General features: G+C 37.2%; 10 protein-coding genes. 8 read left to right on the forward strand and 2 right to left on the reverse strand.

Annotated features, from left to right (window positions below; translation table 11 throughout):
- The first annotated feature begins 304 nt into the window (after positions 1-304).
- Entirely contained in the window at positions 305-1,456 is a 1,152-nt protein-coding gene (locus tag F601_RS0108410) for an MFS transporter (RefSeq protein WP_018165236.1), read from the forward strand.
- A 342-nt stretch (positions 1,457-1,798) separates the two neighbouring features.
- Here F601_RS0108410 and glpK read toward each other — a convergent pair whose 3' ends face one another.
- Positions 1,799-3,301, reverse strand: coding sequence for a glycerol kinase GlpK (gene glpK, locus F601_RS0108420; protein WP_018165238.1), 1,503 nt, complete (start codon positions 3,299-3,301; stop codon positions 1,799-1,801).
- A 170-nt stretch (positions 3,302-3,471) separates the two neighbouring features.
- A complete protein-coding gene (locus F601_RS0108425) occupies positions 3,472-4,302 on the reverse strand; it encodes an exodeoxyribonuclease III (RefSeq protein ID WP_018165239.1) in 831 nt (276 codons plus the stop codon).
- Between the two features lie 480 nt (positions 4,303-4,782).
- On the opposite strand from F601_RS0108425, the gene F601_RS12695 reads away from it, so the two are divergent.
- From F601_RS12695 to F601_RS0108470, 7 genes are all read left to right on the forward strand, one after another.
- Positions 4,783-5,937: a GGDEF domain-containing protein gene (locus F601_RS12695; RefSeq protein WP_018165240.1), complete on the forward strand. Its 1,155-nt coding sequence runs from the start codon at positions 4,783-4,785 to the stop codon at positions 5,935-5,937.
- Positions 5,938-6,145: 208 nt separating this feature from the next.
- Positions 6,146-9,502 (forward strand): EAL domain-containing protein, encoded by a 3,357-nt coding sequence (locus tag F601_RS12700; RefSeq protein ID WP_018165242.1) that lies wholly within the window; start codon positions 6,146-6,148, stop codon positions 9,500-9,502.
- Positions 9,503-9,962: 460 nt separating this feature from the next.
- Positions 9,963-11,003, forward strand: coding sequence for an LLM class flavin-dependent oxidoreductase (locus F601_RS0108450; protein ID WP_018165243.1), 1,041 nt, complete (start codon positions 9,963-9,965; stop codon positions 11,001-11,003).
- A 238-nt stretch (positions 11,004-11,241) separates the two neighbouring features.
- The gene (locus tag F601_RS0108455) at positions 11,242-12,129 is read left to right on the forward strand and encodes a CPBP family intramembrane glutamic endopeptidase (protein WP_018165244.1); all 888 of its coding nucleotides are present in this window, start codon (positions 11,242-11,244) and stop codon (positions 12,127-12,129) included.
- Positions 12,116-12,394: an autorepressor SdpR family transcription factor gene (locus F601_RS0108460; protein WP_018165245.1), complete on the forward strand. Its 279-nt coding sequence runs from the start codon at positions 12,116-12,118 to the stop codon at positions 12,392-12,394. Before F601_RS0108455 ends, F601_RS0108460 begins: the two co-directional genes overlap by 14 nt.
- Positions 12,381-13,034 carry an SdpI family protein gene (locus tag F601_RS0108465; RefSeq protein WP_018165246.1) on the forward strand — a complete coding sequence of 218 codons (654 nt, stop codon included), beginning with the start codon at positions 12,381-12,383 and terminating at the stop codon, positions 13,032-13,034. Before F601_RS0108460 ends, F601_RS0108465 begins: the two co-directional genes overlap by 14 nt.
- Positions 13,035-13,159: 125 nt before the next feature.
- On the forward strand, positions 13,160-13,696 hold the full coding sequence (locus tag F601_RS0108470; protein ID WP_018165247.1) for a YqeG family HAD IIIA-type phosphatase: 537 nt from the start codon (positions 13,160-13,162) through the stop codon (positions 13,694-13,696).
- Position 13,697 lies beyond the last annotated feature (1 nt).

A 13,697-nucleotide genomic window follows, 5' to 3' on the forward strand; every position in this document is an offset into this window, starting at 1 on the left:
TGAGGGACTGGTCATTTTTGCCCAGTCCTTTATTTTTGATATTTAATACAGCCTAATACTCTTTTAAAATCAAAATGATACATCGTCAGTTTCGACTTGCCGTACCCTAGTACTGACTTCGTCTCACTTCCTCGTCTGATTTTGATTTTATTTGAGTATAAATCTATCTTGGGAATTTTGTCTTCAGAAAAGGAAATTTTCTATTTTTTCTTTGATTATTACCCAACTAGATTAATGCTGATTTAAACACACGTTTTATCAAAGTTTAATATTCCCAAATGTGTTAGGGAGATAAGGTATTACAATGAAAAATAATAAATGGTTAAAGTTTTCTTTATTATCCATTTCACTTTTTATAATGTCCCATGTGGCTATAGCGCCAGCTATTCCAAAGTTGTATGATGTTTACCATGCTCAGGATGCCTCAGTTAGCTTGGCATCTGTAGAGACTTTGGTGACAATTCCAGCTATGATGATTATGGTAGCAGTTGTTTTATCTAATGTGCTTGTGACTAAATTAGGTAAGAAAAGAACAGTTGAACTTGGGCTAGCCTTGATTTTTATTTCAAGTTTAGTCACTTTTCTAGCTAGTTCATTTCAGATTGCCTTAATTGGTCGCCTGCTTTTAGGTTTAGGGATTGGACTATATAATCCTCTTTCAATCTCGATGATTAGCGATTTTTACAAGGATGAACAAAGAGCCAGTATGATTGGTTTACGTACGGCGACCATGAATATAGGAAAAACAATCACTACTTTTATTGCAGGTTACGCTATGTTACTAGGAACACGTTACATTTTCTTAGTCTATTTGTTGGCTGTTCCTGTTTTGATTCTTTTTCATGTATTTGTGACAGAAGTTCCTTTTGAAGAAAAAGAGCTATCGAAGATTATTATCTTTGATCGTGATGTTATCTTGTGGATGCTTATCACATTCTTTATTGGGATGGCCTATATTGGTGCGACTGTCAAGATTCCATCCTTGCTTGTGATGCATTATGGTTATGATGAAATGGTCTCAAGTTATCTTTTGACTTTACTTGCCTTTAGTGGGATCATGATTGGAGTTTTCTTTGGTTATGTTTCAAAGTTATTGAAAGGTCAAACGTTGACTTTAATGTTAGCCATGATGGCTCTTGGGAATTGTTTCTTTGTTTTAGGCAATCAGCTAGTCTTTTTCTACATCGGTGCCGTTTTAATTGGTGCCAGTTTTGTAGGTGGGATGTCTGCGATTTTTGATGCGATTGCGCAGCATTATCCCAGAGAACAAATTAATTTTGTGACAAGTATGGCTATTACGGCTGGAAATGTCGGTGTTATTTTGACACCACTAGTTCTGACTAAACTGCTTGGACTTTTGTCTTTGGAAACTTTCGTGACGCCATTCTACATTACTGCAGGATTAATGCTACTTAGTCTTGCTATATATGCCATGCTTAAGGTTAAGAAGAAGTAGTGTATGAGACGAAAAGTCAATTGAAGAGCTTTAATAAATCATTACTATCGGCTTGTCCCGCTTTCGGCTGAGAGACAGTCCTTTCCTTAAGACCTACCTCATGCAGTCGCTTCCCAGACTGTTTAGTGAACTGACTTAGGTCAGTTTTCATTTCCCACCTCAAACAGTCGCTTCCCTGACTGTTTGAGTTATCTACACATCTGTTGCTTGTCTAAAAGTTAAATCACTCAACAATAATATCTTTTAATAAGACGACGTAAGAATAAAACCTCATGTTTCTACTGTCAGTTTGGAAATTTCTTTCCAGTTCTGCTAGTGGGGACTTGAGGTTTTTATGTTCTATTAGTCTTCTTGAGCAAAGAGTCGGGTCGCCTTGACAGCTTTTAGCCACCCTTTATAGAGTTTTTGGCTGGCTTCTTTTGAAATTTGTGGGGTAAAGTGATCGCCTTGTGCGAAGATGCTTTTAAGTTCTTCTGTATCCTTCCAGTAGCCGACTGCTAGCCCTGCTAGGAAGGCGGCTCCGAGTGCGGTGGTTTCGAGGTTAGCTGCTCTTTGAACATCTGTTTGCAGGATATCTGCTTGGAATTGTAAGAGGTAGTCATTTTTAGCAGCTCCGCCATCTACATGGAGGACGGGGATGGTGATACCAGTATCCAATTTCATGGTTTCGACCACATCTTTGGTTTGATAGGCTAGGGATTGCAGTGTCGCTTTTGTGAAGTCGTCAGCACTTGTTCCTCGTGTAATACCAAAGACAGCTCCTCGAGCTTTGCTATCCCAATAAGGAGCACCTAGCCCTGTAAAAGCGGGAACTACATATACTTCGTTATGGCTTTGAGAGCGCCTAGCTGCTGTCTCAGACTCAGGAGATGGGCTGATTAGTTTCATTTGGTCACGGAGCCATTGCAGAGCTGAACCAGAGACAAAGACTGAGCCTTCTAGGGCATAGGTAACCTTGTCATTTAGGGCATAACCAATGGTGGTCAATAAGTTATTTTTAGAAATAACGGGCTTATCGCCGGTGTTCATGACGATGAAGGAGCCAGTGCCATAAGTATTTTTAACCATACCTTCTTTGAGAGCTAGCTGTCCAAAGAGTGCTGCCTGCTGATCGCCAGCCATTCCTGAAATAGGTACTTTTGTACCGGTGAATAGGAAGTTGCTAGTATGCCCATAAATTTCAGAATTGCTGCGAACCTCAGGCAAGATGGCTTCAGGGATGTTTAGTAAATCTAGTATTTCTTTGTCCCAACATAAATCGTGAATGTTGAAAAGCATGGTGCGGCTAGCATTAGAGTAATCGGTCACGTGGACCTTACCAGCTGTCATTTTCCAGACTAGCCAGCTATCAATGGTGCCAAAGAGCAGTTCGCCACGCTCAGCCCGCTCCTGAGCTTCAGGGATTTGATCTAGTAGCCAACGAATCTTTGTAGCTGAGAAATAGGCATCGATGACCAGTCCGGTCTTTTGGTGAATCATGTCGGCATAACCATCATTTATCAATTGGTCAGCCAGCTCGCTGGTTTGACGGGATTGCCAGACGATAGCGTTGTGTATAGGCAGTCCAGTTTCTTTATCCCAGATAACTGTAGTTTCGCGTTGATTTGTGATGCCAATCCCTGCAATTTGGTCAGGTCGAATATCAGATTTGATAAAGGCACTGGCGATTGTGGATAAGACAGCATTCCAAATCTCATTAGCATTGTGTTCTACCCATCCAGGTTGTGGAAAATACTGTGGAAATTCACTTTGGGCTTCAGCAACTTTCTTTCCTTTACGATTAAAAATAATAGTTCGTGTACTGGTTGTGCCTTCGTCGATTGCCATAATATAGGTATTAGTCATGGGGGTAACCTCACTTTAAAGAAAACGTTTTCTTTAATTGTAATACATTTTTGAAGAATGCACAAAGTCAAGCTTGCGATTTTTGTAGAAAATCCTAGAATATAAAAAACAGAGACTGATATCGCTCAGCCTCTGTCTTCCAATTTTCTAGTAGCAGTTACTTTTGAATCTTATAAATCAATATCGAGCAGAATAGGTGTATGGTCTTGGCGTGCACCAGAGTCAATCATTTCAGATTTACTGATTTTATCTGCGATACGGTCAGATGTGAGCCAATAGTCAATTCTCCAGCCTGTATTGTTGATTTTGCTGGTTTTACTGCGTTGTGCCCACCATGAATAGACTGATGGCACGTCACCATGAATATAGCGGAAGCTGTCTGTGAAGCCTTTGGCAAGAAGGTTAGTAAATCCTTCTCTTTCTTCATCAGTAAAACCTGCAGAGCGACGATTAGTTGCTGGATTTGCCAAGTCGATTTCCTTGTGGGCAACATTGTAATCACCTGTAGCAAGGACAGGTTTTTGGCTGTCAAGCTCTGCTAGGTAGTCTGCGTATTTTTGGTCCCAAACTTGACGCTCTTCCAATCGTCTCAAGCCATCTCCAGCATTAGGGGTATAAACTTGGGTCACGTAAAATTGGTCAAATTCCAAGGTAATAATGCGGCCTTCCCTGTCCATTGTGTCAGGGGCACCGATTTCTGGATAGGTGATGGCTGGTTCTGGTAAAGTGTTTTTGTAGAGGAACATGGTTCCAGCGTATCCTTTGCGCGCAGGCTCAACCGATGAACGCCAAGCGACATGGAAATCAGGGAAGAAGTCTTTGAGGATGCTAAGGTGCTTCTTAGTTGGTCCTTTAGCAGAGAGTTTTGTTTCTTGAATAGCGATGATGTCGGCGTCTTGCGCAACCAGTGTGTCAATAACAGCACGTGAGAGGAGAGCGCGTGGGGAATCGCTGGTTAAAGCAGCGTTGAGGGAATCAATATTCCAGGAGATGAGTTTCATGTCTTTACCTTTTCTAGTTTTTCTTTTTTCCATTTTACCAAAAAATAGCAAAGCAGGCGAGTTTGTTGCTTTCGGCTAACTATAAAACTAGCAAGAAACTAGAGAGAAAGTACTTAATATGTAATAGAGTCTAGTAGAATTTGTTGGATTCTGGCTCTTTAGTTTCTCTTGCTGGGCAAGCGATGGCAGCCCACCTAACTAACTGTTCGGATACAACTAATTGATAATATATTTTTTTGAAAATGTTTTCAAAAAATATTGAAAATATATTCATTTCAGTTTATAATTAAAATATGAAAACGCTGTTTCAGGGCGTTTGATATTGGAGATTTACTTTAACAATTTAACATTATCATATTTATTTTTAGCTAAATTCAAATATAAAGACATCTAGTTTAAGAGTGATAGAAATAATATGATAGCAACATAAGGTCATTCAAGTGGTCTCCTAAGTAGGAAGGGTTTACTAGGAGGTTTTCTATGACATTATTAGAAACGATCATCTCTTATGTAGAAATGAATTTCATTGTTTTTACTGGCATCGTGTATATGTTACTTCATCTAAGTTTTAATGATGAAATCAATAAGAGAGGAAAGTTCTTTTTTATTTTGGCAACTATTATGATGTTGCTAGATATGCTTAGTTTTAATTTTGAACAGTATCTTGCTGCTCAGCCTATGTTTTCAATTTGGAGACAATTTTGGTCGGTGATTGGCTACAGTTGCCGACCCATTATTTTTCTGGCAATAATATTTTTGAATGACGCTTCTGAAAAATGGACACGCCAGAAAGTTATCGTTAGTGCAATGGCACTAATCAATCTTTTTCTTTCATTTTCAACTTTCTTTTCTAAAATAGCTTATTGGTACACGATTGATAATCGTTATTATAGAGGTCCGCTAGGCTATTACAGTTATATTATTCTTTTAGTTTATCTATTGATACTAGTTATCCAACTATTACATTTGTATAAATCCTATCGATTAACCTTACAAGTTGTTGTTGGAGGCTATTTAGTTTTACTAACTCTTGCTGGTATTTATTTCAATGCCTTATATACTAGCTCAGGAATTTCAAGAGGATCAATGATTGCGGCCATAGTGTTTTACTACGGTTATTATAATTCGGTTCAATATAAAGCAGAGCATCAAAGATATTCTCAAATTGCTAGTCAAGATGGTTTGACTGGCTTATCTAACCGTTATGCCTATAATCAAATTATCAATGAATTGAAGTTATCAGATGAACCAATTGGATTTTTGATGCTAGATATTGATAAATTCAAGGCAATTAATGACGAGTGTGGACATGATATAGGAGATCGTATTTTAAGTAAAGTAGCAGATTATTTACGAATTACTTTTAATGAGACCGAATATGTCTTTCGTATAGGAGGAGATGAGTTTGTGGTGTTATTCACCGAACTCAATCAGGATGAGGTTGAACGTATCAGTGATAAGATTGATATGATTAACAAGATGCTTTTAACTGAAAATGATACTCTGCCAATCACAAGCATTAGTGCGGGGCTAGTAACTTCGGGTTCAAATAGAATTGAAAAACTTTATGTAGAAGCAGACCGTGCCCTCTATATAACGAAAAGTAATGGCGGAGCTGGCTGTACGATATTGTAAAAAATTCTTTTGATAAATATTTGTAATAAAAAACGAATAATAAGAAAGTAGGAAATTTATAAACAGGAGGACACTCCAATTAGTGTAAGTAAAAATATAGTGAATGCTATTTTTCAAATGCATTCAATTAAAATTTCCCAATAAACCATTATTGGTTGAAAAGTTACACTTTCAAGAAGTTATATGTTATGTGGGAGGTTTTATTTAAATGAGTGATAACTCAATGAAAAAGTTGGATTATCTTCCTGGAGCAGTTCTTGTCTACCGTGCTGATGAGACCCAAGAAATATTGTATGCTAATCAGAATGTTATTGAACTATTTGGTTGTAATGATATTGATGATTTTAAAGATTACACTGGGAATAGTTTTACAGGTTTAGTCAGTGACGATGAGCTAGAAGGAACTCTTTTTAATATTAATAAACAGATAAATGACGAAACAAGTAATAATTACGATCACGTCTTTTATCATATTCAAACCAAGCAAGGTGAGAAGATATACATTGAAGATTATGGGAAGCTTGTTGATGATGAAGATTTTGGTTTAGTTTACTATGCTTTTCTTGTTTTGCCTAAGGTGAAATTGACTGAAGCTTCAAGGGATGAAGTGACCGGATTATTAAATATGCGTTATCTGTTAAATATCATGGATAAGAAGCGACAATCGAATACTAAACAGTTACTTGATAAAACAGTTAAGCATGTTGCGATATATTTTAATATCTTAAATTTTAAAATGTATAATCGTTATTATGGATTTGAACAAGGTAATAATTGTTTGAAGGAGATAGGAGATATCCTAACAGATGTCTTTAAGGTCAATACTATAGCTAGATTTTCAGATGATCATTTTGTTGTTCTATATGATGGTAATGATGAGATTGAAAATATTAAGGAAGTACACAGACGTGTAGCTGCTTTAGATGATAGATTTCAATTATACATTGATGCGGGTGTTTATTATTCAGATTACACTAATCCAACAAGTTTAGATTGTGATTTAGCAAAATTAGCCTGTGATAGTATTAAGAATTCTTTGACAGACTATTATGCTGTTTATAGTGACAAGCTTAAGGAAGTGCAAGAATTAAGAAAATACATTACTGATAATATTGATAAGGCTATTAAAAATGGTTATATTAAAATATATTTTCAACCAGTTGTTCGCGCTTTAACTGGCGAACTTTGCAGTATGGAGGCTTTGACAAGATGGATAGACCCTGAACATGGTTTTCTATCACCTGGCGACTTCATACCAATTCTTGAGGAAAATAACCTTATTTACAAGTTGGATTTATTTGTTATCAATGAGGTTGCAAAACATTTAAAAGAGCAAAACGATAATAACAAACCAATTGTTCCTGTATCCCTCAATATTTCACGAATGGATTTCGCCATGTGTGACCCTTTTGCAGAGGTTGAAAAAGTAGTGACTCAATATGGTCTCGTCCGTGAATGGATAACTGTCGAGATTACAGAATCAGCTATTGCAACTGATGCTGAAACAATACAATCTGAAATTGAAAAATTTCATAAAGGCGGATTCGATGTCTGGATGGATGATTTTGGAAGTGGCTACTCTTCGCTTAACACCCTAAAAGATTTTGATTTTGATGAAATCAAGATTGATATGGCTTTTTTGCGAAATATGAACGACCGTTCAAAAAAAATTCTGTCCTCGGCAGTTCGAATGGCTAAACAAATTGGTATCCACACACTTGCTGAAGGTGTCGAGACAAAGGAACATGTTGATTTCCTTAGAGAAATTGGCTGTGAGAAAATTCAAGGATACTTTTTTGGTAAGCCAGCCCCTTATGAAGAAGTAATGCAGCATATTAAAGATCAAGGAATAGAAGTTGAAACTCAAACAATGAAGGCTTTTTATGAAAAAGTTGGAATGGTTGACTTTATGACAGATCGTTCACTGGCCCTATTTTATGACGATGGTAAAAAGTTTAAAACTGTTTTTGTGAACAGAGAATACTGGAATGACTTGGGGTCACGTGAAGCCATTATGGCCATGTCTGATGATATTATAAATTCAGCAGACTCCATGTTGAGACCTTCAATTCGTAACTTAGCAGAGAAAGCCAAAAAAAGTTCTAAAGATGAGTCAATTGATTTGGTTTATAATGGTCGTTACTATCGTTTACGAATGAAAGTAATTGCTAACAGTATTGATGGCTGGATGCATCGCGTTTCATTAGAAGATATTACTTTTAATGAGATAAAAGAGCGAACATCAGCTTTAAATAGCGTTGTAAGAAATGTCGCTACACTCTATGAATCAATTTATCATGTTGATTTTGCAACTGATAAGGCTGAATTAGTTTATACAAATAGAGATGACCAGAGCGTAGGTGATTTTTATGAAAGCTTTACCAAAGCTCACATAGTCCAACACTTAGAATTTTATGACGGAGACCGTGAAAAGTATGAAAATTTCCTTACTTTAGATACCATAACACGTCGTATTTTAGAGGTTGGAGAAGCTCATGTGTCAGATATTTTCCGAATTAAGGGACGAGACGGCAATTACCATTGGAAAGAGATTATTATCATTGCTTTACCTAGTCCTAGCCGTACGCAATTTTTATTGTGTATCAAACCATCAGTTTTAGAAGGAAAAGCTGATATGACCGGTCTGACAAGCAAAGATTCGGAGACTTCAAGAAATAATAATCAGCTTAAAGCAAACCCAGCTCAGAGTTGTAATTATTGGAAAGAATTGATGAAGAAGACTGACATTAAGTTTTTCTGGAAGGATAAAGAGCGTCGCTTTCTTGGTGCAAGTCAGTCATTCCTAGATTACTACAATATAAAATCTATAGATGAAATTATTGGTAAAACTGATGAGGACTTGAAGTGGCATATTGATGACATTAACTACAAGTCTGATGAAGAGGCTGTTTTGGCTACTGGGAAACCTATCTATCATTCTGCTGGCCAGAATATCATAAATGGTGTTATTCATAACGTTTCAGCCACTAAAGTTCCAATGTATGATAATGGAAAAATATCAGGTATAATCGGCTATTTTATCGATATTGACGAAGTTCTTTCTGAAAATGAGAAAAATTTCCAAGAGTTACATATTGACACTTCTACCGGTGTTATGAATTCACGTGGATTTTTAATGTCTTGTATTCAGTACGAGGACAATTATCGCATACACAACCAAAATTATAAACTTGTTATTTTGGAAATAAAAGGTTACCATCATATGTTGACGTCATATGGGAAAGAAGTGGCTGAACACATGATGCAAGAAGTTGCTTCAATCTTACAAAAACATTCACAAAGAGGTGCTACGATTTCAAGGATTGGTAGTTGGCATTTTGCTATACTGGAAAAAGGTAGTAATTTTACTGAAATGGACAATTATGTTCAAAATGCGATTGAAGAAATTATGGCAGTGAGGACAATAGATGGATTTAGAGCGACACTTTATGTCAACTCGTGTATGATTTTGGGATCCGATCAAGAAAGTTCAATTGGATTTATCCACTTAATTGATCAAATCTTCTCAAATATTAATGCTGATAAAATAGAGAATATAAAATAAAAACCATTTCGTATAGGGTTTGTAACATAAAAATGAGGTTAGGGACTTTTTCCTAGCCCTTTTTGATGAGATATTTATTTACTGATATGCTAGATATTAGTAAATAAAAAAAACGGAAATTGATACAAAAAATGAAAACTTATTAATTTCGTTAAAATTGCCAATATCATCGAATGAAGAGCTTAAAGACAAGGAACAGAAGTGGAAAATTAAGGAGAGGTCATTCTCTCAGTCGAGAGTGACAATGTATCAAACATACTAATTCAAATGACTATATATTTCTACTTGTCTCATTTTATTGTCATGGAAAAGCAATTTGCAAATTTATAGCGCTTACTATATAATTGAATAATATTACTATTTTCGATTAATTTTGACTTAACGCAGGACAATTTGAGTGTCAATACTATATTAGGAATTGAGTTACTCTATAGTAACCTAGTGGAGAAATCACTTTATTATGAAATATTCTGTTTTAAATCTTGTGCCGCTTTATGAAGGAAATCATTATAAGGATGCTATAGATTCCATGATTCACTTAGCTAGAAAAGTCGAGGAGCTAGGCTATGAACGGTATTGGATAGCTGAACACCATAATATGAAATCCATTGCCAGCTCAGCAACACAACTTTTGATACAACATACTTTAGCTAATACACAGACTATTAAAGTAGGCGCAGGTGGGATTATGTTGCCGAATCATAGTCCCTATCAAGTAGCTGAACAATTCGGTTTTTTAGAAACTTTGTACCCTAATCGTGTTGATTTAGGAATTGGCAGAGCTCCTGGAACAGATGGTGTGACAGCAGAGGCGCTTTATCGAAGAGACGACACAATTTCCCAGTTTTCAAAAGATATAGCAGAGCTTTCGGGCTACTTTGAGGATACAAATGTAGTGAGCGCCTATCCTGCAGCTGGCCTATCAGTTCCATTTTATATTCTTGGATCTAGCGTAGAATCAGCTTATTTAGCTGCAGAGTTAGGATTTCCTTATGCTTTTGCATCACACTTTGCACCTCAAATGATGGAAGAAGCGGTAGCAATTTATCGAGAAAATTTTAAACCGTCAAGCCAACTCCAATTTCCTTATGTCATATTAGGAGCTAATATATCGATTGCTGAGACTGATGAAGAGGCCCAGAGGCTTGCGACTTCTCAAATCCAAGCATTTTTAAATATTATTACCGGGCAGGAACATGCGATACAGCCGCCTTTAGAGTCGGCAGAAAAAATCTGGCGTGCCTTCGTAGTTGCATCTGATGTCCCGCATTTTGGACCGATTTCTTTCTCAATGGAAACAATTGAAAGAAATGAAAAACAGGTTGTTGAGGAGATGTCACGCGTTTCACTCATTGGTAATCCTCAAACTGTTTCTAAACAAATTAATGATCTGAGAGATCGTGTTGTTTTTGATGAGTTAATGGTTTGTTCTTACATCTATGATAAAGAAGCTCAATATAAAGCTTATGAATTATTAGCACAAGTTTTGAGGGAAGATTAAACCATCTTTAAAAACTTTATTTTTGGTGTTAAGTGATTTTAAGATTGTTCGGGTTAATGATATTATGACTTTAAGAATAATAACGGAAGGAAGTAGAACACCTTCTGTTTTTTTTTTTTTTTGCCACATAAAATCGCCAAACCTATTTAGAAAAACATCGAAATATCTTTGACTGTTAAATTCCAAAGTGCTATAATCTATTTAGAAAGTTTTCTAAATAGAAAGAAGGTTGGCTGTAATGAAAAAAACATCTATCTATATTCTTCTAAGCTACGGTTTGGCTTGGTTTATCTGGATAGGCTTGTGGCTAGCTGGTGTTCAGTTAGGTCAGCCACTAAGTCTGCTGGGAAGTACTTTGGGCATGTGGATTCCAGCCTTAGCATACGGTATCTTGCGTAAAATCAATCCTGACAAGTATAGGTTGGATGCTGGTTTTGCTTTAAATTTTAAGAAGGACTGGAAGTATTATCTGCTAGCCATGTGGGGACCTGCCCTCCTGACTTTGTTAGGCATGGCGCTTTATTTCGTGATTTTTAGAAATCAATTTAGTTTGCAATTTCCAGTCATCAAGCAGATGTTGGAAGAAGCAGGGGGCAGTCTTGTTATTTCTCCAGCTTTACTAGCCAGCCTGCAGGTTATCTCAGCTGTGACCTATGCTCCCCTCCTCAATACTTTCTTTGCCTTGGGGGAAGAAATTGGCTGGCGCGGTTATCTTTATCCGACTCTGCGTCAGCAGTATTCGGTAGTACAGGCACATCTGATTACTGGCCTTATTTGGAGTCTTTGGCATCTGCCCATCAATCTGCAGGGTTATAATTTTGGCTTGACCTATTGGGGCTATCCTTGGCTGGGAGTCCTGACTATGTTTATCTTTTGCTTTAGTATTGGTATCCTTCTATCTTGGATCATGGAAAAAACGGGCTCCATCTGGGCGCCAGCGCTTTTGCATGGTGCCATCAATGCCTGTGCTGGTCTTGGAATCCTCTTCCAAAATCCAACTCATCAAGCGCTAGCCATGCGGATACTAGGTCCGTCTCCAGTAGGTTTGCTGTCTGGCTTACCACTTTTACTCTTGGCGCTAGCCATTCTACAAAAAGAAAGGAAACAGAAAAATGAGCTTCGCTAATACTTTTAAGGCCCTGTCCAATCCCATTAGGCGAGAGATTCTCAATTTGCTCAAGAATGGCAGGCTTTCTGCTGGGGAAATAGCAGAGCAGTTTGATCAGACGGCGGCCACCATTTCCCATCATCTCAGTGTTTTGAAGAAGGTTGATTTGATTCTCGAGAGCAAGGAAAAAAATTATATCTATTATGACTTAAATGCCTCAGTTTTGGAGGAGATCATGGTCTGGTTTGCTGATTTACGAGGTAGTAACGATGAAAAAAATTAATCTTAAATTGTTAGCTGTGACTTCTTTTTTGACACTTCTACCAATCTTAGTCGGTCTTCTTTTATGGAATAAATTGCCTGATGTCATCCCAAGTCATTTTGGTTTCGATGGGACTGCAGATGGCTTTTCTTCCAAAGCAGAAGTGGTCTTTATAATTCCAGCGATGATGACCCTTCTCCATGTTTTTCTGATTTTTGTGACTTCCAAGGATCCTAAAGCCAAGAATGTAACCCCTAAAATGTCAACTTTTATTTACTGGATGATTCCTCTTATTAGCGGTTTGGTTCAGCTGTCTATCTACGGAGCCATTCTGGGCTGGGTTCATAATCCGACACGCATGGGTTTTATCTTTATAAGTATTCTTTTTATGATCTTGGGTAATTACCTGCCAAAAATCAAACAGAACTATACGGTTGGAATCAAGCTGCCTTGGACTCTGAATGATGAGGAAAATTGGAATAAAACCCATCGCTTGGCTGGTAAGCTCTGGGTTCTTGGTGGGTTCATTATTCTAGTCAATGAATGGTTGAGATGGGCTGTTCCCTTTGTATTTATTGGGACTATTCTTGTCATGGTCTTCCTGCCCATGGTTTATTCCTACTGGCTTAGCCACGTGAAAGAAAAAAATGATAAAATCTAATATCGTTGACAGTCTTCATATACGATGATAGCAAGGTTTGACGCCTTGCTTTTCTTATGCTATTCTAATGCTATTAGATTAACGATTTGAACGTTGATATCTATTCAAATGAAGAAGGTTTTAGGATGTTAAAAAAATTTTTCCCCCATGCTTATGCTCCGGATGTGTATGCTATTGACTATGAATACCTCTATGAGCAAGGCTATCAAGCATTAATATTTGATATTGATCAAACCTTGGTTCAACATGGCGAGCAGTCTACCAAAGAAGTCGATGAACTCTTTAAAAGAATTCATGCCATTGGTTTTAAGACGATCTTGTTGTCAAATAATAGTGCCGAGCGAATAGAGGAATTCATTGAAAATATTGATACTCTTTATGTTGCCATGGCAGACAAACCGCAAGTTGATGGTTATTTAAAGGCTCTGGAAATGCTTGGGACAAGTAAAGAAAAGACAGTCTTCATCGGAGATCAGATTTTCACGGATATTCTCGGAGCAAACAGATGTGGGATTCCTAGTATTTTGGTGCGGTTTTTACGACACGATTATGAAACCAAGATTGGCAAAAAGCGCCAGGTTGAGCGACTGGTTTTAGCTTGTTATCGTTTGAGCAGAACCTATCAAAACAGACTGGGAAATGTAGTGAAGGAGATTAATTAGG

The sequence above is a fragment of the Streptococcus henryi DSM 19005 genome (assembly GCF_000376985.1).
In the GTDB taxonomy this organism is placed as follows: Bacteria; Bacillota; Bacilli; order Lactobacillales; family Streptococcaceae; genus Streptococcus; species Streptococcus henryi.